General features: G+C 68.3%; 19 protein-coding genes. 9 read left to right on the forward strand and 10 right to left on the reverse strand.

Annotated elements, in window-relative coordinates:
* Window positions 1-86 precede the first annotated feature (86 nt).
* Window positions 87-665 (forward strand): hypothetical protein, encoded by a 579-nt coding sequence (locus AC5LXK_RS20355; protein WP_493393256.1) that lies wholly within the window; start codon window positions 87-89, stop codon window positions 663-665.
* Between the two features lie 72 nt (window positions 666-737).
* On the opposite strand, the gene AC5LXK_RS20360 is transcribed toward AC5LXK_RS20355, so the two are convergent.
* Window positions 738-1,130: an OsmC family protein gene (locus AC5LXK_RS20360; RefSeq protein WP_164566646.1), complete on the reverse strand. Its 393-nt coding sequence runs from the start codon at window positions 1,128-1,130 to the stop codon at window positions 738-740.
* 230 nt (window positions 1,131-1,360) lie between these two features.
* Between AC5LXK_RS20360 and AC5LXK_RS20365 the strand changes: the two genes are divergently transcribed.
* Entirely contained in the window at window positions 1,361-2,092 is a 732-nt protein-coding gene (locus tag AC5LXK_RS20365) for a ribonuclease T2 (protein ID WP_493393257.1), read from the forward strand.
* Between the two features lie 60 nt (window positions 2,093-2,152).
* On the opposite strand, the gene AC5LXK_RS20370 is transcribed toward AC5LXK_RS20365, so the two are convergent.
* Window positions 2,153-3,013 carry a metal-dependent hydrolase gene (locus AC5LXK_RS20370; RefSeq protein WP_493393258.1) on the reverse strand — a complete coding sequence of 287 codons (861 nt, stop codon included), beginning with the start codon at window positions 3,011-3,013 and terminating at the stop codon, window positions 2,153-2,155.
* Window positions 3,010-5,649 carry a fatty acid desaturase gene (locus tag AC5LXK_RS20375; RefSeq protein ID WP_493393259.1) on the reverse strand — a complete coding sequence of 880 codons (2,640 nt, stop codon included), beginning with the start codon at window positions 5,647-5,649 and terminating at the stop codon, window positions 3,010-3,012. The genes AC5LXK_RS20370 and AC5LXK_RS20375 overlap by 4 nt, the downstream gene beginning before the upstream one ends.
* Before the next feature lie 61 nt (window positions 5,650-5,710).
* On the opposite strand from AC5LXK_RS20375, the gene AC5LXK_RS20380 reads away from it, so the two are divergent.
* Both AC5LXK_RS20380 and AC5LXK_RS20385 read left to right on the forward strand, forming a co-directional pair.
* The gene (locus tag AC5LXK_RS20380) at window positions 5,711-6,421 is read left to right on the forward strand and encodes a hypothetical protein (RefSeq protein ID WP_493393260.1); all 711 of its coding nucleotides are present in this window, start codon (window positions 5,711-5,713) and stop codon (window positions 6,419-6,421) included.
* Window positions 6,422-6,430: 9 nt separating this feature from the next.
* Window positions 6,431-7,546 carry a hypothetical protein gene (locus AC5LXK_RS20385; protein WP_493393261.1) on the forward strand — a complete coding sequence of 372 codons (1,116 nt, stop codon included), beginning with the start codon at window positions 6,431-6,433 and terminating at the stop codon, window positions 7,544-7,546.
* Here the strand turns inward: AC5LXK_RS20385 and AC5LXK_RS20390 are convergent.
* Together AC5LXK_RS20390 and AC5LXK_RS20395 are read right to left on the reverse strand one after the other, a co-directional pair.
* Entirely contained in the window at window positions 7,534-8,433 is a 900-nt protein-coding gene (locus AC5LXK_RS20390; RefSeq protein ID WP_493393262.1) for a hypothetical protein, read from the reverse strand. The genes AC5LXK_RS20385 and AC5LXK_RS20390 overlap by 13 nt on opposite strands.
* Window positions 8,430-9,317, reverse strand: coding sequence for a metal-dependent hydrolase (locus AC5LXK_RS20395; protein ID WP_493393263.1), 888 nt, complete (start codon window positions 9,315-9,317; stop codon window positions 8,430-8,432). Before AC5LXK_RS20395 ends, AC5LXK_RS20390 begins: the two co-directional genes overlap by 4 nt.
* A gap of 104 nt (window positions 9,318-9,421) precedes the next feature.
* Here AC5LXK_RS20395 and AC5LXK_RS20400 point away from each other — a divergent pair, with 104 nt between their 5' ends.
* Genes AC5LXK_RS20400 through AC5LXK_RS20410 form a run of 3 tightly spaced genes read left to right on the forward strand, consistent with a single transcriptional unit; the run spans window position 9,422 to window position 13,099 of the window.
* Window positions 9,422-10,360 carry a fatty acid desaturase family protein gene (locus tag AC5LXK_RS20400; protein ID WP_493393264.1) on the forward strand — a complete coding sequence of 313 codons (939 nt, stop codon included), beginning with the start codon at window positions 9,422-9,424 and terminating at the stop codon, window positions 10,358-10,360.
* Window positions 10,360-11,958: a GH3 family acyl-acid amido synthetase gene (locus tag AC5LXK_RS20405; RefSeq protein ID WP_493393265.1), complete on the forward strand. Its 1,599-nt coding sequence runs from the start codon at window positions 10,360-10,362 to the stop codon at window positions 11,956-11,958. The genes AC5LXK_RS20400 and AC5LXK_RS20405 overlap by 1 nt, the downstream gene beginning before the upstream one ends.
* Window positions 11,959-11,962: 4 nt before the next feature.
* Window positions 11,963-13,099 (forward strand): Rieske 2Fe-2S domain-containing protein, encoded by a 1,137-nt coding sequence (locus tag AC5LXK_RS20410; RefSeq protein WP_493393266.1) that lies wholly within the window; start codon window positions 11,963-11,965, stop codon window positions 13,097-13,099.
* Between the two features lie 21 nt (window positions 13,100-13,120).
* On the opposite strand, the gene AC5LXK_RS20415 is transcribed toward AC5LXK_RS20410, so the two are convergent.
* Window positions 13,121-14,065, reverse strand: a complete 945-nt coding sequence (locus AC5LXK_RS20415) for a fatty acid desaturase family protein (RefSeq protein ID WP_493393267.1) — start codon at window positions 14,063-14,065, stop codon at window positions 13,121-13,123.
* Window positions 14,066-14,152: 87 nt separating this feature from the next.
* Window positions 14,153-15,676 (reverse strand): FAD-dependent monooxygenase, encoded by a 1,524-nt coding sequence (locus AC5LXK_RS20420; protein ID WP_493393268.1) that lies wholly within the window; start codon window positions 15,674-15,676, stop codon window positions 14,153-14,155.
* Between the two features lie 149 nt (window positions 15,677-15,825).
* Between AC5LXK_RS20420 and AC5LXK_RS20425 the strand changes: the two genes are divergently transcribed.
* Window positions 15,826-16,500: a TetR/AcrR family transcriptional regulator gene (locus AC5LXK_RS20425; RefSeq protein ID WP_493393269.1), complete on the forward strand. Its 675-nt coding sequence runs from the start codon at window positions 15,826-15,828 to the stop codon at window positions 16,498-16,500.
* 31 nt (window positions 16,501-16,531) lie between these two features.
* Here the strand turns inward: AC5LXK_RS20425 and AC5LXK_RS20430 are convergent, their stop codons facing one another.
* The 3 genes from AC5LXK_RS20430 to AC5LXK_RS20440 form a co-directional block, all read right to left on the reverse strand.
* Window positions 16,532-17,167, reverse strand: coding sequence for a cysteine hydrolase family protein (locus tag AC5LXK_RS20430; RefSeq protein WP_493393270.1), 636 nt, complete (start codon window positions 17,165-17,167; stop codon window positions 16,532-16,534).
* A 119-nt stretch (window positions 17,168-17,286) separates the two neighbouring features.
* Window positions 17,287-17,904 carry a hypothetical protein gene (locus tag AC5LXK_RS20435; protein WP_493394026.1) on the reverse strand — a complete coding sequence of 206 codons (618 nt, stop codon included), beginning with the start codon at window positions 17,902-17,904 and terminating at the stop codon, window positions 17,287-17,289.
* Window positions 17,905-17,949: 45 nt separating this feature from the next.
* Entirely contained in the window at window positions 17,950-18,315 is a 366-nt protein-coding gene (locus AC5LXK_RS20440) for a nuclear transport factor 2 family protein (RefSeq protein ID WP_493393271.1), read from the reverse strand.
* Between the two features lie 147 nt (window positions 18,316-18,462).
* Between AC5LXK_RS20440 and AC5LXK_RS20445 the strand changes: the two genes are divergently transcribed.
* Complete coding sequence (locus tag AC5LXK_RS20445) at window positions 18,463-19,329, forward strand: PhzF family phenazine biosynthesis protein (protein WP_493393272.1); 867 nt, start codon at window positions 18,463-18,465, stop codon at window positions 19,327-19,329.
* The last annotated feature ends 168 nt before the right edge of the window (window positions 19,330-19,497 follow it).

Here is a 19,497-nt window from a genome sequence, read left to right on the forward strand (position 1 = left end):
TGGTGCCGGACGAGGGCCCGGCGTCACAGGGGCGCATCGCGCGGCCCGGCGAGTTTGCCCGCCATAACAACCCACAGACGACAACAATGAACAAGACGAGCGCTTTCCGTTTCACGATAGCGGCCGCGCTGGCGCTGGCCAGTGCCGGTTTCGCGCAGGCAGGTACCGACGAAGTGCCGCGCATGAGCAACGACGTGTACCGGACCTCGGTATCGTTCTGCTCGAATGTCGTGGCCGCCGAGAAGGTCGAGTGCCAGGGCGACATGATCGCCGCGGGCAGCCGGATCGTCGCGGCGATCGGCGGCCTGCCGCCGGCCTCCGCCACGGCGATCGACGAAGGCGCGCGCAACAAGCTGCCGCCGGCGGAGCGCAAGGGGCTCGCGCCCGTCGAGCCGGGCGCGATCGACAAGGACGACGACCTGGCCGGCCTCGCCGGCATGGTGCGCCTCTGCGACGTGTACGAATCCGAGCCGGCGTCGCGCGCGCGGCATCACGCGGCGCTGCAGCAGAAGGCGCCCGATGCCGCACCGCGCGTCGAGGCGCTGCTGGCCGATGCGTCGACGGCGGCGCGCCAGCGCGTCAGCATCGGCGTGTGGCAGATTCTCGCGCTCGAAGGCCCCGAAGCATCGGCGCGCGCGTGCACGCAGCTCGGCAGCAGTTCTTGAGCGAGCGCGCGACGCAAGCGCATGCGGATCGACCGTCGGCACACCGGCAGCGCGACGCCCGCGACGATCGGGTCAGCCGTCGTGCCCGATCGTGGGCGGCCTGACCCGTACCGGCTTGCCCAGCGTGCGGGCGACCGGAGACGTTCGTACCGCGTCGCGCACGAGTGCCTGCTGCAGGTGCGACAGCGGCGCCGCGAAGCGCAGTGCGATGTCGAAACCGGTTTCGTGATCGAGGCGGTCGATGGTCACGTCCGCCGTACACGCGGGCAGCGTCATGCCCGCGCGTGCCGCGGCCAGATCGATCGACATGCAGATGCAGGCCGCGAGCGCGCACTCGAGCAGCTCGTGCGGCCGCATGCCCGCATCGCCGCCCTGGCCGTCCTTGTGCGTGTCCGAGCAGACGACGCTGCGCCCGTTCCCGATCTCGACGCAACAGGGCTTGCCCAGCCGTGCAGCCGTCACCATGGGAATGCTCCTTGGCAGGATGAAGATGACGACACGGTACGCCGGCGGCGCTTGCGGCGGAAGGCAACGGCTGGTACCGGTACCGCGTGTAACAGGGTCGACGGCACGCCGCGAATTCTTTCGTCCACCTTCACATTCGTGCCACGTTGCGACGGCAACAATCGCGGTCAGACATTCGACAACCTTGCGGCGCATCCCGCGACCGCAAGCCTTTTCCGAGGAAACACGCCATGCTCAAGACGCTCGCCCGCGCCGCTGCCGCACTCGCCGTCGCTTCCGTTTCACTGCACGCCGCCGCGCAGACCAGCTACGACTACCTGTTGCTCGCCGCCTCGTGGGAGCCCGGCTTCTGCGCGTCGCACGACACACCGGAATGCACGAACCTCGCCGGCTCGTATGCGGCGTCGAGCCTGTCGCTGCATGGCCTGTGGCCGAACAACTACGATGGCAACCAGCCGTTCTACTGCGGCGTGCCGCAGAACGACATCGACCTCGACAACGCGCACCAGTGGTGCAGCATGGACGCGTACCCGATCAGCAGCGCGACGCGCAACACGCTGTCGACGTACATGCCGGGCGTCGCGTCGTGCCTCGACAAGCACGAGTGGTTCAAGCACGGCACCTGCTCGAACTCGGCAACGCCCGATGCGTACTGGAACCAGGCGTCGGGCATGATCAGCCGGCTCGGCAACACGTCGTTCAATACGTTCCTGCAGGCGAACGCGGGCAAGACGGTCACGCGTAACCAGCTGCTGTCCGCATTCGAAGGCGCGTTCGGCAGCAACACGCGCAGTGCGGTGTCGCTGAAGTGCACGAAGACGAACGGCGTGAGCTACTTCACCGAAGCATGGATCGCGGTGAAGACGAATGCGGCTGCGCAGTTCCCGAGCGCGGCGTCGCTCGTGACGGACGGCAACACGCAGGGTACGTGCCCGACGTCGGGCGTGTATATCGCGAAGTAACGCGAGGTTCGCCGGCCGGCAAGTCGCGAAGGGCGACTGCCGGCCGGCGGTCGCAATGGTTCAGACGCGTTCGTCGAGGGTCTGGCGCGCGGCGTGCAACAGCTTGCCGCTGTCGATCCGGTCCGGGTGAAACCGCGGGGCGAACCAGAACAGCCATGCCGGCAGTATCCGCGTGAAGATGCCGGGATGCACGAACAGCCAGCATTGCAGGCGCATCCACTCGCGCAGGTTGCCGCGCTGCCGGTCGGCCGCCGCGAGGCGGTAGATGAAATACGTGAGATCGAGCACGAAATACACCGATACCGCGAGCATCGCGCCGCAGCGAATCAGGTAATTCCGCAACGGACGCGGTTCGATGGCAGCGAGCACGTCGAACGCGACCGCCTTGTGCTCGGTTTCCTCGATCGCATGCCATCGCCAGATGGCGGCCATCTGCGGGTCCGCGCCGTCGAGTATCTCCGGATGCCGCAGCAACTGGTCGGCCAGGATCGCCGTGTAGTGTTCGAGGCAGGCCGTCAGCGCGAGGCGCGTCGTGGTCGGCATGGCCGCGAGGCTGTTCTGCTGGCGCCGCCGGATCAGCGCCTCGAGCGCGTCGACCGGTGCGCCTTGCGCGGCGAGCCGGTGGTTATAGGCGCGGTGCTCGCGAATATGCGTCGCTTCCTGGTAGATGAAGCCGGCGACGTCCTCCGCGAGCGGCGTACCGGCGGGAATCCGGTCGCGGAAGTGGCTGACGCTGTCGATGAAGAACCGCTCGCCGAGCGGAAACATGATCGAGAAGGCGTCGAAGAAGCGCGTGACGTGGCACCAGCCGCGATACCAGTAACGCGGAATCGTGTCGTCGAGCGGGAACTGCAGGCTGCGCTGCGGGATCGGGGGCGACGGGCGATGGGCATCGCGCGTGCGCCGGAACGGGAGTTTCATGTCGACTCGGTGGCTGGAAGTGTCAGGCGCTTGCCCCATCGAATGCCGGGCAGTTCCAGGTAACGGTACGAGAGCGTGGCGAGCCATGCGATTGCGCCGAGCGAACCGATGGCGGCCGTGGCCGGCTGCCTCCATCCGGCGGCCGTGAACCCGCCCGTGCGCCACAGTATTTCGTGCGTGACGAGCAGCACGGGCAGGTGGCACAGATAGATCGAATACGCACGTTCGCCCACCCAGCCCAATGCGGCGCCCAACGGGCCGCGATGGCGGGCCGCGCCGTCGTGGCCGGCAGTCGCTTCCAGCCACACGAGGCCGGCGGCGGCCACGGCGAGGACGGCAAGCGGATCGCGGGGCGAGATCGACGGCGCGCAGACGAGCGCCGCCAGCAGCACGATCCTGGCCGGCGACACGAGGCGGCGGGCGGCGAGCTGCGCCGCCGCGCGGCGGGATGCATGCGTGTCGTGAAGCGCATACACGCCGGCGCCGAGCACCAGGGCATCGATACGCAGGAACCAGCGCAGGTCGAACGCGTGATAGGGCAGCATGTTGAGCAGCGCGACCCCGGCGAGCGCCAGCACCATCACCGTGCGCAGCCGCATCACGAGCAGCGCGGTGGCGAGCAGCAGATAGAACTGCTCTTCGAGCGACAGGCTCCAGTAGATCCCCGTCAACTGCGGCAGACCGCAGCGGGCGGCGGCGCCTGCCGCATGGCAGCCGGCCCAGAAGAGGTTCGCATAGCCGAACGCGCCGGCGGCCGCGCCGCGCAACTGCGCGGCGACGTCGAGGTGGCCAAAGGCCTGCAGCGCGAAGCCGAGCGCAGTGCCGATGGCGAGCCATACCCATGCGGCCGGCAGCAGCCGGCCCGCGCGCCGGATCCAGAACGCGCGCCACGTCGCGGCATCGATGCGATCGGTGGCGCGGCCGGCCAGCAGCGAACGGCTGATCACGAATCCCGAGATCGCGAAGAAGAGATCGACACCGCCCCACAGCGCGAGCTTGGCGGCGGCGGCGCCGGCATCCGGCATCGCGAGCAGATAGTGCTGCAGCGCGACGAGCAGGATCGCGACGCCGCGCAGCACCTGGATGCCCGGCAGTTTCGGCAACGCGGCCGGGTGGCGTCGTTCGGCCGTGCGCGGCATCGCATCCGGCGGGGGCGGCTGCGTCCGGGGTGCCGCCTGGCCGGCCATCGTGCGGCCGCGCCACAGCAGCGCGGCGAGATCGCGGGACGCCAGCCGGTGCTCGCCGTCACCCACCGTGTCCGGCAGCGCGTGCCACGGCACCGCCGGATTGCGGTGATGCTGCAGATGCAGGTTGATGTGATACGGCCACACGAACACGCGGCCGATCCAGCCGGTGCGCCACGAATACGTCCAGTCGGCCCAGCCGGGCGTCGCATGCGGGCTGCCGCTGTGCTCGGCCATGCTGCGGATCTTCTGCAGCAGCACCGACAGCGTGAGCAGCGGCACGAACCACAGCGCCGCGACCAGCACGAGCGTGCGCGCGGAGCAGGCCCACACGAGCAGCGCGACGATCGCGATCCAGACAGCCGCCGCCGCATGAAACGGCCGGCCGAGCCGCGTGTTCTGCCCGCCCGCGCGCCGGAACGCGGCCATGTTGCGCACCATGTTCAGCACGAACAGATCGCCGAAGAACTGTCGTGCGAGCGGCCACGCATCGAGCGGACGGAACCGCCACGGCTGGTCGTGATAGAGGAAGCGGCGCTCGGGATCCTGCGCGGTGCCGAGATGGCGGTGATGCGCGAGATGCAGCGGCCGGTAGAACTCGACGGGCACGAGCCCCGGCACGCCGATCGCCACGTTGATCAGGAAGTCGTTGAGGCCGCGCCGGCGCGTGACGTGATAGTGGGCCGCGTCGTGATACAGGATGAACAGCGCATGCTGCCGCGTCGCGACGACGAGCGCGGCGAGCGCATACAGGTACCACGCGCCGAGCGCGACGGCCACGCGGATCGCAACGATGATGCACGCCCATTCGAACAGGGCGGCCGCGATCGTGCGCAGGTCGACGCTTGCGCGCAGCAGCGCGAGCGTGACCGTGCCAGCGACGATGCCCACCACGCCGCCCCATGCGACATCCGCGACGTGATGCTGGCCGGTGGTCAGCACCGTCGCCGTCAGCAGCACGCTCCACGCGACGAACAGCACGGCCGGCCGTTGACGCAACGCCAGCAGCACGATCGCGATCGCGACCGGCAGCGCGACGTGCCCGCTCGGCGATGCGGCAAGCGGCAAGTCGATTTGCTGCAGCCAGGCGAGCCAGCCGCGCTCGGCAGGCGGCCACGCCACGGCAGTCGGATGCAGCAGGTGAGCGATCAGGCACAGGCCGGCCGCGAGCGCACCGGCGAAGAACACCGGCAGCAGCCATGCGCGGCCGCGCCCGAGCCAGACGAGCGCCGGCATCGCGAACACGTAGCTGAGGTAGAGCGGCACGGTGCCGGGCAGCACCGGAATCGCGCGATCGAGCGCGCTCGCCGGAATCATGGCGACGGGGCCGAGCGGCAGATGCGTGACGAAGAAGTAGAGCGCACCCGTGACGACGAGATACGCGACGAGCAGCAGCCATGGCCGGGCGATCGGCGTGTCGTTCGCATCCTGGCGGGAAAGGACCTGGGACATGGCTTGGGCGGGCGGGTAACGGGCTATCATAGCAAGCTGTTCAGTCTTGCAGGAGTAACCGATGGAGTTGCGCGCCACTGCCGTCGAACGTGCGGCCCTGGGCCCCGACGACATCGACCGGATGTTCTCGCTGTACGCGGCGTCGTATTGCGACACGGGCCGCGCGCAGTTCGACCGCGACCTCGGCGACAAGACGCACTGCATCGTGCTGCGCGACGGCGGCGGCGCGATCCAGGGCTTCTCGACGTTGAAGCAGTACGACGCGCACTGGCGCGACGCACCGATCCGCGTGATCTTTTCCGGCGATACGATCATCGATCCCGCGCACTGGGGCTCGCAGCATCTCGCGTTCGCATGGATCCGCCATGCGGGCGACGTATGGCGGCAGGCGCCGGCCGTGCCGCTGTACTGGTTCCTGATCTGCAAGGGGCATCGCACCTATCGCTACCTGCGGGCGTTCGCGCGCGACTACGCGCCGCGCGCCGACAACCTGACCGCACCGGCCACGCAGGACCTGATGGATCACCTTGCCGCGACCCGCTACGGGCACGCGTACGATCCGGCCACCGGCATCCTGTCGTTCGACACGCCGCAGGGCCGGCTCACGCCCACGCTTGCCGAGGTGCCGGTCGCGCACCGGCGGCTGGCCGACGTCGACTACTTCCTCGCACGCAATCCCGGCTATGCGCAGGGAGACGAGCTCGTGTGCCTGTGCGAGCTGTCGGCATCGAACCTGCGGCCGCTCGCGCGCAGGCTGTTCGACGGCGCGTGAGCCGCGTCCATGCGGATCCGTCTCGCGCAACCGGCCGACAACGCGCGCATCCTCGATTTCCAGGCCCGCCATGCGATGCAGGGCAGCCTGCCGCTGCGCTTCGACCGCACGCCCGACTACTTCGCCTTGCATCGCTGTCACGCGCCGCATCATGAGGTCTGGCTCGCGGAAGGCGAGCAGGCGGCGCTGAAGGGGCTCGCGAGCCTCGTCGTGCGCGACGGCTATCTCGACGAACGCGCGCAGCCGGTCGCCTATCTCGGCGACCTGCGTCTGATGCCCGACCGGCGGCTGTCGCGAGAATGGACCGATTCGGTGCGCGAACGTTTCGCGACGCTGCGCACCGATGCCGGCGTGCAGCACGCGTACTGCTGCATGATCCGCGACAACCGGCTCGCGGTGCAGTCGCTGGCGCGATCGCGGCGCGAGAACCGGCTGCGCTTCTCGCACTGGCATGGCTACGAGAACGTCTCGATCTATGCGCAGCGCGGGCTGTCGTCGGCGCCGCGCAGCGTGCCCGGCATCAGGATCGTCGACGCTCAGCCGCATCATGCGGATGCGCTGCGCGCGTTTCTCGACGCCGAATCGCGCCGCCAGCCGTTCGGCAGCGTGTTTTCCGAGCGCGAGTTCGCGCGCCGGCTCGATACATGGCCGGCGTTCGGTCTCGGCGCGTTCCTGCTGGCGCTCGACGCGCACGGCAGCCTGGTCGGCTGCGTCGCCCCGTGGGATGCCGGCGACATCAAGCGGATCGTGCTCGAACGTCTGCCGTTGCCGCTGCAGGCGATCCGCATCGCGTTCAACACCGTGGCGCCCGCGTTGCGCCGCCCGCGCATCGCGGCGCCCGGCGAACCGCTGCGCGACGTCTACCTGACGCACCTGCAGGTGCGCGGCCGCGATCCGGCCGTGTTCGCGGCATTGCTCGATGCCGCATGGCTGCGCGTACGCAGCCGCCATGCACTGATGCAGCTGTGCCTGTACGACGGCGATCCGCTCTGGCCGGCGCTCGCACGCTATTACGCGGCGCGTACGCCGATGGATCTCTATACGCTGTCGACCGGCGGGCCGGCGGAGCCGATCGACGGCCTGCTGGCCGGCCGCGTGCCGGGGTTCGAGATCTACCTGGTTTGAGCGCGCGTGACGTGCAGCAGGTCGGCGAGCGCGAGCCAGAAGCGGCCGGCGTCGAAGCCGAGCCCGCCGAGCACCGGCTGGCCGTGATCGAGCCGCGGCAGGCAGATTTGCGGGATGCCGGCCATCACCTGGTTCTCGAGATAGAACTGCCCGTCGTGCGCGCAGCCGGGGCGAAGGCCGTTCAGCCGCGCGTGATGAGAATCGAAGCGCGTGGACGCTTCGACGGACCAGCTCACGCCGTGCACGAGAGGCAGGTCGCGCGGCAGCGCCGCGAGCATCGCGCCGACACGCGGGTCGCGCCGGCTGCTGATGTCGCGCGTGCCGGCGTCTACCCAGCGCGTGCGCAGCATGCGGCGTGCGATGCGGTCGGGCCACGGCGCGGCCCTGTGCGGCGGGACGCCGTGACGGAGGATCGTATCGACGATCGCGGACGGCCCGACCGGCGGCTGCACGAGCGCGAGGCCCGTACAACGTGCCGACAGCGCCGGGTCGGCGACGAGCGCCGCGAGCATGTCGATGCCGCCCTTGCTGTGCGCGAGCACGACGAATTCTTCGCCGGCCGGTATGTGCGCACGCAGGTGTCGACCGATGTGCTCGCCCTGGTCGAACACGCCGCGTGAGGAACGCACGGGCACCGTCAGCACGCGATAGCCGGCCGCGCCGAGCGCCTGCCGCGCGCCGCGATTGCAGCCGGGCAGCCATTCGGAATAAAGCCCTGCGATGAGCACGACCGTCGTCGTCAGCGGCAGGCGGGCCGTGCGCCGCGTCCAGCCGTCGACGAACGCGTCGGTCCGGTCGAGGTTCGCCGCAGCCCGGGTGAACGGCGTCGCCGGATAGTGGCGGCGCCAGTCGTCGAACCCGTCGGGTGCCCACGGCGCGTGCGTCATGCGTGCGACTCCGGCTCGTGTTCGGCGGTGGCCAGGTACGGTTCGAGCGCGGTGCGCGCCGCCCGCAGCGCCGCGTCGCTGTCGAGGCGATCGGGATGGAACCGCGGCGAGAACCAGAACAGCCACATCGGCATCACGTGCGTGAAGATGCCGGGCGAGACGAACAGCCAGCGCAGCAGTTGCAGCCAGCCGCGCACATTCCGGGTCTGCCCGTCGACCGCGACGAGGCGGTGCACGAAATAGATCAGGTCGATCACGAAGTAGACGGAGATACCGAGCATCGCCGCGCAGCGCACGACATAGCGCCGCACCGCGCCGGGCATGGCGGCGGTGAACACGTCGAACGCGACGGTCTTGTGCTCGGTTTCCTCGATCGCGTGCCAGCGCCACACGGCCGCCATCGTCGGCTCGGCGCCGTCGAGGATCGTCGGGTCGCACAGCAGGTGGTGCGACAGGATCGTCGTGTAGTGTTCGAGGCACGCGGTTAGCGCGAGCCGCGTGACGGGCGACACCTGCCGTGCGGCGTTGCGCTGGCGTTTCTCGAGCAGCGCTTCGAGCGCGGCGACCGGCACATGCTGCGATGCGAGGCGTGCGTTGTAGAGCCGGTGCACGCGGATATGCGACGCTTCCTGCCGCACGAACGCATCGACATCGGTCGCGAGCGATGGGTCGCCGCCGACGCGGTCGCGAAACGGCCGCACGCTTTCGACGAAGAAGCGCTCACCGAGCGGGAACATGACAGAAAACGCGTCGAAGAAGCGCGTGACATGGCAGGCGCCGCGATACCAGAAGCGCGGAATGCGCGCGTCGATCGCGAAGCGCACGTCGCGCGGCGGCATGCGCGACGCGGTGCTGGCGGCGGGCGGGCGGCGAATCGGCCGCATGCTAGTTCGCCCCCGTCGCGGACGGCGCGCGGGCCGTTACCGGCAGTTGACGCATCTGTTGTATCCTCCCGTGCAAACAACCGCCATTCCGAGCCTTCCGAGCCATGAACCGACCGAGCGCGCAAGCCGCTGCGGCGCAAACCCGACGTTACGACCGCGCCAACCTGCTGGTGCTCGCGCTGCAGACCGGCGTATGGGCCGGCACGCTGACCTGGCTTTCACATACCGGCGCCGGCGCGATCAAGTGGCTCGTGCTCGTGCCGTTCTGCCTCGTGATGCAGGGCGTATTCTCGATGATGCACGAAACCTTCCACGGGTTCGCGCATCGCCGGCCGATCGCGAATTATATGATGATGTGGTGGGCGTCCACGATGTTCGGCGCGGCTGCGACGCTCATTCACGTCAACCATCTCGGCCATCACGTGCGCAACCGCACGCCGGCCGAGCGCGCGGATTTCGCGACCGCGAACGAATCGCTGCTGCGCAAGTGCATCGAGTACTACGCGGCGATCCTCGGCGGCATCTGGCTCGGCGGCCTCGTCGGCAGCTTCGTGCTCGCGCTGGTGCCCGGCCGCACGATGCAGCGGCTCGCCGCGCGCGGCGACGACAACACCTATGCGGCCGCTTTCAAGGAATTCTCGACGGCCGACTTCCGCCGCATCCGCTACGAAACGCTCGCCGCCGTCGGCGCGTGGCTGCTGGCCGGCTGGCTGCTCGACTGGTCGGTGTCGGCGGTACTGATCGCGTACGTCGCGTTCGCGTTCTCGTGGTCGTCGCTGCAATGGGTGTACCACATGCGCACGCCGCTCGACGTCGTCGAAGGCACCTACAACATGCGCGCGCCGACCCCGGTGCGCTGGCTGCTGCTGAACTTCAACTACAACCTGACGCATCATCGCCGCCCCGCGCTGCGCTGGCAGGACATGCATGCGGCGTCGGATCAGCGCGAGACGCGGCCGCTGTGGTACGGCTGGCTCACGATCTTCGTGCCGCCGCGCCGGCTGCCCGACGATCTCGCGCAGCTCGACAAGACCTATTTCTGATGGACGCTTCCGCCCGCAGCCCGGCCGACGCTTGGCGCGCGTTCGCGCGTGCCGCGCAGCCGGACGTCGAGCGCTGGCAGGCCGGCCTCGGCACGCCGGACGACGTGCAGGCGCAGCGGCTGATGGCGCTGCTCGCGGCGAACCGCGATACGGCGTTCGGCCGCCGGTTCGGCTTCGACCGGATCGGCAGCCCCGCGCAGTTCCGCGAGCGCGTGCCCGTGCAGGCGGCGGCCGATTTCCTGCCGTGGCTCGAACGCGCGTCGAATGAACCGGAGCCGGTGCTGACGGCCGAGCGCCCGGTGTTCCTCGAAAGGACGAGCGGTAGCACCGCGCGCCGGAAGCTGATTCCGTACACGCCGGCGTTCCTGCGCGAACTGCAGGCCGCGATGATCGTGTGGCTGGCCGACATGCATCGCGCGTGTCCGGCGCTCGGGGAAGGGCGCGCGTACTGGTCGATGTCGCCGCCGCTGCAGGCGCCCGGCGTGGCGCCGAACGGGATTCCGGTCGGCTCGGCGAGCGATCTCGATTACCTCGGCGACAGCAGCGCCGCCGCGCTCGTGTCGACGCTGCTCGTGCCGCCGCTGACCGGCGACGCGTCGACGTGGCGGCGCGAGACGCTACGCGCGCTCGTGGCCGACGCATCGCTCGCGTTCATCAGCGTGTGGAGCCCGACGTTCCTGACGAGCGTGCTGCGTCCGCTGTTCGACCCGGACGATGCCGACGGGGCGCGCGACCTCGCGTGGGTCGAAGCGTCGTTGCCGGCCGATCGACGCGCTGCGTTGCGTCGTGCGATTGCGAACGGCGACTGCCGGGCGCTGTGGCCGCGCCTGGCCGCCGTGAGCTGCTGGCTGGACGGCCCGAGCCGGCATTACGCCGACGCGTTGCGCGTGCGGTTTCCGAGCGTGCAATGGCTGCCGAAGGGGCTGTTCGCGACCGAAGGCGTCGCCAGCATTCCGTTCGGCGCGGGCGACGGTTGCCCGCTCGCGATCGGCAGCCATTACCTCGAATTCGTGCGCGACGACGGCAGCGTATGCGACGCCGAAGCGCTGCGGCCCGACGATGACGCACAGGTGCTGCTGACCACCGGCGGCGGGCTGTATCGCTACGCGCTCGGCGATCGCGTGCGCGTGGTCGGCATGACCGGACGCACGCCGCGCATTGCGTTCGTCGGCCGTGCGGCGGCGAGCGTCGATCTCGTCGGCGAGAAGCTCGACGAACGCATCGCGGCCGATGCGCTGAGCCATGCATACGGGCAACACACTGAAGTCAGTGCATGCATCGTGCCGTGCGCGGCGCGGGAAGGGTTGCCGCACTACGTGCTGTGCGTCGCTGGCGACCTTGGCGCCGACGCGGCCGATACGATGCGTGCAGCCGTCGAAGCCGAACTGGCGCAGGTGTTCCACTACGCGCATGCACGCCGCCTCGGCCAGCTCGGCCCGCTGCGCATGCGCTGGCTGGGCCGATCGCCCGCGCGGCTCGGCGACTTGCTGCAGCACGCGGCCGAACGGGCCGGCATGCGCGCGGGCGACGTGAAGCCGTGCGCGCTCGTGACACGGTTGCCGATGGCGGACGCGCTGCTCGCGATGACGGATGAATGACGCGATGAACGACATGATCGAACCACGCGGATGCGGGCGCGATTGCCCGGCGGGCGATGCGGCACAGGTGCACGAACCCGTGCCGCCGGCCGACGGCCTGCACGAGCAATGGTTCGTTGCGTGCACCGAACGCGAACTTCCGCGCGACAAGCCGCTCGGCGTCCGGATACTCGATACCGGCATCGTGCTGTTCCGCCAGCGCGACGGCCGGGTCGCCGCGCTGATCGACCAGTGCGTGCATCGCGGTACGCGCCTGTCGGCCGGTAAGGTCGACAGCGACACGCTCGTGTGCCCGTATCACGGCTGGCGTTACGACGGCGAAGGGCAGGTCGTGCAGGTGCCGAGCATCGACGGCACGCGACCGACGGGTACGCCCGGCCGCTATCCGTTCCGGCAGCGCACGTTGCCGGTGCAACTGCTCGACGGGCTCGTGTGGGTGTATCTCGGCACCGGCGATCCGTCCGCACGCACGATTTTCCGGATGCCGTTCCGCGACGTCGCTGCATGGCAGTCGTACTACATGGTCAACACGTTCGACGGCGACATCGCGATGCTCGCGCAGAACTTCATGGACGTGCCGCACACGGTGTTCGTCCACGACGGGATCTTCCGCAGCAGCCGTGGCCAGGCGATGGAAGCGACGGTTGCGGCGACGCCGGACAGCGTCGCCGTCACCTATCACGACGGCGACGACAAGATCGGCTTCTGCCTCGACTGGCTCACGAATCCCGATCACGTGCCGCTTGCGCACGTCGACCGTTTCATCGCGCCGAACGTGACGCGCTGCGACTACCTGTGGGGCGAACGATCCGGGTTCCTGATCGTCAGCCAGATCACGCCGGTCGATGCGCGTCGTTCGCGCGTCTACACGTACATCGCGTACCGGTTCCGCCTGCCGCGCTGGGTGCTGCGCGCGCTGCGGCCGCTGCTGAACCTGTACACGCACCTCGTGATCCAGCAGGACGTGCGGATCATGCGCGCGCATCGGCAGGGCCTCGACAATGCACCGGGCTTCCGGCCGCACAACGTGCGCGCCGACATCGTGCATGTCGCGATCGACCGGCTGCTCGACGCGGTGAAGCGCGGCGAGCCGCTCCCGGCCGAGCAGTGCAGCGAAAAGGTGATGCGGTTCGAGCTGTAGGTGCGGCGCGGGGCCGCGCGTTCAACGCGCGGGGCCGGTCCGGTCGGGCGCGAGCGCGACGCCTTCCGTCAGGTAGCGGTGCACGGCCGGCAGATGCTCGAGCGCGAGCGCCGGATACGCGTGATGCACCTGGTGATAGCCGATGTTGCGCGGATACAGCACGAGCTTGCCGATCCAGCCGAACGTCATTGTGCGCGTCATCCGCCAGATCGATTCCGGCGAGCGTTCGCCCATCTCCACATGGTCGTGTTCGAGCAGCACGCGGTTCGCGTTCATGATGCCGCCGACGATCCACGGCAGTCCGTAGTACGTGAAGAACGGCAGATCCCAGTGCACGACGGCTGCGATCGCGACCAGGTAGCCCGCGCAATGCGGCAGGTCGGCGCGTGCGCACGCGATGACTTCGGGATGGCGGCGCAGGTCCTGGCCCGAGCGGTCCTGCATGAAGCCGCGCGCGTACCACGGCCGGAACGCGGGCCATGCGAGCGCGAGCGGCGCCATCAGTGCGCGCAGCGGCCACCAGACCGGCAGCAGCGCGCCGCGCAGCATCATCGCGCGCCGCACCCAGCCGCCGCGCGCGGCGAGCCGGTGCAGGTACGGATCCTGGGCGGTGCCGACCGCGCGATGATGGCGCAGGTGGTGATAGCGCATCGCGGCGATCGACGAACCGATGGTCCAGCCGGCGAGCGCATCGACGAGCGCGAGCGGCAGCGTCATGCGCCGCACGGGAAAGTGGCAGGCGTCATGCAAGATCACGCCGAATGCCTGCAGCCGGCCTGCGATCAGCAGCACGGCCGCGACGTAGACGAACGGATTCGGTATGAAGCGGATCGCGGCCCAGCACAGCAGGATGCCGAGCCAGTCGACGCACGCATAGCGCACGAGCCGCCATGGCCGCGCGCCGGCTGCGAACGGCAGCGTGCGGTTCAGTTCGGCGGGTGTCGGCAGGGCGGATGGCGTGGGCATTCGGTGGTGTCGGGCGCGCCGTCGACGGCGCGTATGCAGGTTTGTTGCTCGGCAATATACACCGGTTCAGGCGACGAGCGGCTGCGGTCAATGCGCGGCGCAGGGCTCGCCGAACCATCGCGTTGCCGCGTGCGCCGCGGCGTCGACGTCCGCATCGTCGTCACAGGCCCATGCGACGAAACCGTCGGGGCGCACGAGCACGGCGCGCAATCCGAGTCGGTCTTTCGCATCGCTCGCGACATACGCGATCCGGTCGCGCCAGCGGCTGGCCAGCGCCTGAAGCGGCCGGCCGGCATCGAAGTCCAGTAGCACGCCCCGGCCACCCCTGAAGCGTTCGCCGAGCCGCGTTCCGTCGTCCAGTTCGAAGTCCGGAACGCTGCGGCCCGCAAGCGGGTGACTGCCGCCGAGATCGTACGCGACGGACACGCCCCACACGCGTTCGGCGAAATACGTCGCGCCGTCGCGCGTGTCGACGAGATCGCGAATGATCGCCTCGAGCGCACGCGAACTCGCGGACGGCCGCATCAGCGCGACCTGCGCACGTGACCAGTCGAGCACGCGCGCGCCGACCGGATGCCGTTCGTCCGTGTAACTGTCGAGCAGGCCGGCCGGTGCGTCGCCGCGGATCGTCGCGGCCAGCTTCCAGCCGAGATTCATCGCGTCGCCGAGCCCGAGATTGAGCCCCTGGCCGCCGAGCGGCGAATGGATGTGCGCGGCGTCGCCCGCGAGCAGTACGCGGCCGTTGCGGTAGGTCGCTGCCTGGTACGCGCGATCGGTCCACGTGGTGGCGAGCCGGAGCGCCGTCAGCGTGACGCCGGTGCCGGACACGCGGCGCAGGACGGCCTGCGCATGCTCGAGCGTGACCGGCCCGTTCCGATGGAACGCGCCGCCGTCGAATTCGACCAGCGCGACGGTCCCGGGCGGCGTGTACGTGTACATGCCGCCCGGCGTGTAGTGACGGCCCGGCAGCAGCGCGCCCGGATCGGCGAACTCGGCTTCGATCGAGTAGCCGGTGAATTCGGGATCGGTGCCGGCGAACGCGAAACCGCCTGCCTTGCGGACCGTGCTGCGGCCTCCATCGCAGCCGACGAGCCACCGTGCGCGGAACGTCTCGCCGCCCGCGTGCAGCGTGACTGCGTCGTCCGACTGGTCGAAGCCTTCGATGGCGAGGCCGCGCCGGATGTCGACGCCCGTTGCGTGCGCACGGGCGGCCAGTGCGGATTCGACGCGCGCCATGTCGGTCGCCATGTGCGTGCCGGCCGGGCCGGGCAGATGGTACGGCCACTGCGACGCATCGATGTTGTCGTGGAAGAACTGGATGCCGGCGAAGTGGCCGCCCGGGCGGCGCGGTTGCTGCATCCAGTGCGCGGTGTCGTTCGCGCGGGGCGGCAGCGCGATGCCGTCGAGCAGGCCGCGACGGTAGAACGCGTCGATGGTGGGCGCGGACAGGCCGCGCATGCCGAACGGAAGACGTTTCAGCGGGGAATCCGGATCGTCCGCCTGCTCGAGCACCTGCACGGACCGGCCGGCAACGCGTAACTCGCAGGCGAGAAACAGGCCGACAGGGCCGGCTCCGGCAATCACGACATCATGGGTCACGGGCAGATTCATCGGGTGGCTCGGTTTCGGGCCCGGGCGGGCCGTGGGCGGTCGATAGCGCAACGCCTGACCGGCATCGCGCCCCGTTTGATAAAGCGATGGAACGTTGTTCCAGTGGCGAGATATTGGAACGTTGTTCCAGATGTGTCAAGCTAGCGTGCATGAAAACCAGCAACCGGACCGAACGGCGCGCGGACGCGCTGTCGAAAGAGCGGATCGTCGGGGCCGCGATCGAGATACTCGACCAGGACGGCGAGGCGGCGCTGACGTTTCGTGCGCTCGCCGCGTACCTGGCGACGGGAAGCGGGGCGATTTACTGGCACGTCGCCGACAAGCACGACCTGCTTGCGGCAGCCGCGGATCAGGTGATCGCAGCCGCGATGACGGACGTGCCGACGGCGCGTGAAGGCGAGGCGGCCGAGGCGATCCGGCGCATCGCGTTGCGCCTGTTCGACGTGTTCAGCGCGCATCCGTGGGTCGGCGCGCAACTGTTCCGCGAGCCCTGGCAGCACGCGGTGCTGCGCATTCTGGAATGCATCGGCGGGCAGCTTCAGGCGCTGGGCGTGCCCGAACCGGCGCAATTCAACGCGGCGTCGGCGCTGATGCACTACATCTTCGGGCTGGCCGGCCAGTACGCGGCCGGCGCACGGCTTCATCCGCGCGAAGCGGAGCAGCCGGAGATCGTCGCGACCGTGGCCGCGCGGTGGGCGCAGCTCGAGCCGGCGCAGTATCCGTTCGTGCGCAAGGTGGCGGCGCAACTGGCCGCGCACGACGAGCGTGTGCAGTTTCTGGCCGGCATCGATCTTATCCTGGCGGGGATCGGAGCGGCCCGGTAGGCCGTCGTCGGGTGGCGGGGCGGCTTGTCCGTTACCCGAGCAGCCGCAACGCATCCGCAAGCGACAGCACCGTCGTGCGCGATTCGAATGCAGTGGCGAACAGATGCTCGTGAACCACCGGGTCCGGGTCGTAGCAGCAATCCTTGACCGTATAGAGGCGGAAATCCGCGTCGCTGGCATGGGCGATCGACGACAGCATCACGCCGGTCGACGCGATGCCGACCATGATCAGCGAATCGACGCCTTGCGCGACCAGCCGTGCCTGCAGGTCAGTGCCGAAAAACACGCTCGCGCGATGCGCGACGATCAGCGGCTCGTCGGCCTGCTTGCCCAGTTCCGGCGACGGGCCGTCGTTGATGAACAGGCCAAGCTGTTTGATGCCCTGGCCGTTCTTGTTGAGCGGGCTGACTTCCGGGTAGCCGGGGCTGAAGCGGAGATTCGCGAACCAGACGCCGACGCCGGCCGCGCGTGCCGCGTCGCACAGCCGGCGCGTATTGGCGAGCAGCTCGGGCGCGACCGACGGGAAAAGGCCGAGGATGTCGGTCTGGTAGTGCATGACGAGCAGCGCGGTTCTCGATGGCACGATGGCCGGAATGGGCGCGGAGGCACCGCTATCGGCGTTCGTTCGGGTTGTCGTCGTGACTTCTGGTGCGTTGTCCGGATGCATGCGTGATGTTCTCCAGTAACTGCTGCGGGTGTCAGAAAATCGATCGTTTCGTGTACGCCGTCAACCATGCTGCCTTCGACGAGCGGGGTTGCTCGACTTTGGACGAAGCCGACTCTCGGTTAATGCGCGAGATCGCAATGAATCTGCAGCCTTTCCGTGGCGTTGCGGTGAATCTGAAACCCTTGCCGTACCAGTGCGGACTGGATCTGCGCCAGGGCCGAATCGCATCGCCGCATGCGACGCCGCTGCCAGAACGGCGGCGTGAATACGCCCAGCGGCAGCAGCCGTATGCGGCGGCCCTTCAACCCGAACGAAACGTCGATGTGCGTTCCGTCGACGTCGTGTCCGTTGCTTCCGAAAATATCGGCAAGCTCGTTGCCTCTGGCAGGGTAGAGCAAGCGGAACAGGCCGATTCCCAGTGCACGAAACCCGCGACGCGCGAAACCCAGACCGGACGCTCGCGGCTCGTAGCCTCGCGTCAGGATCAGGTTGATCTCCGCGGGCAACCCGGCCTGGATCGCCTGCAGCTTCCCCAGCACGCGCTCTTCCACGCGGACGTATCGTGCGGGCCAGCGCGGCTGGATCTGTACACCCGCGTGAACACCACGAGTCAGGGTAAGCAAGTTCGAATGCATCGTGCGGATATCGGTGGCGCTGTATTTGACGATCGGATCCGGCCAGGAGAGGGTTCTCGACGCAGGTGACCGGTGGGTGGGACGGCAATCACGGCAAGCCATCGTGTCCACGCGAGCGCCAACCGGACGAGTGGAGCCACATCAGGCTCAGGAAGCGTAATTGGCGAACGCCTTTTGGACCAGACCATCGGGCCCAAAGAAAAAGACTTCCGCAGCGAGTCGTCCGTTGGCGCCTCGATAGTGAATGACGATGCTGCCTGCTCCAGCCAGCGTAGCTATGCTTTCAAAGCGAAGGTCGGGGACCATTTTCAGCGCCTTTTCCCAATAGGCTCGAACGCGATCCTTGCCCTGAAGCAGGCCACCGGGCTCACCCATGATCTGTGCAATCAGCGGAGACGACATCTCGAATCCGTCGGAGTAATGCGACAGAATGCGATCGAGGTCGTGCGAATTCCAAGCTTCGATCCATTCTTGACTAAACGCTTGTGCGAATTCCGGTGTGATGGCTGTCATGGTTGATTTGAAGGGCTCGGTAGAATTGAAGTGCGGCCGAACAGCTTGCCGCGATGTATCTTGCCGTCCATCAAGCATGGATTTCAATAGTTTTGTGCAGCTATGGTATCTGGAGCGGGAGCCGCAATGAAGGTAGAGGTACACATCGTGAATTCGCTGACGGATGGCGAAGTCGGGGGCAATCCGGCCGGCGTCGTGATTGATGCGGATGCGCTCGACACGGAGCAAAAGCTGGAGGTCGCGCGGAAGGTGGGTTTGTCGGAAACGGCGTTCGTGTCGAAATCCCGTGTCGCGACAATCAAGCTGGAATTTTTCACGCCAACTCGGCAGATAGCCCATTGCGGGCATGCGACGATTGCTGCCTTTTCACTTCTCAGGCAGCTCGGCCGGGTCAGCGACGGCAAGGTAACGAAGGAAACGATTGACGGATGCCGGACCATTCTGGTCGACGGAACATCGGTGCTGATGGAACAAGGCGCTCCCGCATATACGTCGATCGAAGCAAGGTCCGACCTGGCGCAAAAAATTGCGGAGTCGATAGGATTGAAGCAGGCCGATATCTATCGCATCGCAAGCCCGACCGTGGTCAACACGGGAAACAGCTTCCTGATGATCGCATTGCCCGATGGCCGTTCGGTTGCCGGGGTTCAGCCCGACCATCAGGCGATTGCATCGATCAGCGAGGAACTCGACCTGATCGGCTACTACCTGTTTTCTCCCGAGACCGTCGTCGCCGGCCGGCATGCCGGGACTCGCATGTTCGCACCACGATTCGGCATTCCGGAGGAATCCGCGACCGGGACGGCCGCCGGCCCGTTGGCCTGCTTCATTTATGAGCGCATGGGCGGCAGAGATCCCGACATGACGATCGAGCAGGGACGGATGATGCAACCGGCATCGCCGAGCATCATCAAGATCATGCTCGACATCGAGGACGGCAAGGTTGCGCGGTTGATGGCCGGCGGAAGCGCGACCGTCAAACGATCTGCCGTTGTGGAGATTCAGGCCGGGTGATCAACGGAGCCCGAGCGGGCGATCCGGATCGCTGTTTTTGATCGTCTGCTGGGGAGAAGGACGGGTGTCTTTTCAGGGGGGGCAAGCGGGTGACCGCTGTGCTGCCGTCGGCGATCGGATTTGGCCATGAACGGTCAATCGATAGAGGCGCCTGATTCGTTGACAACC

It is taken from the genome of Burkholderia pulmonis, from assembly GCF_984667975.1.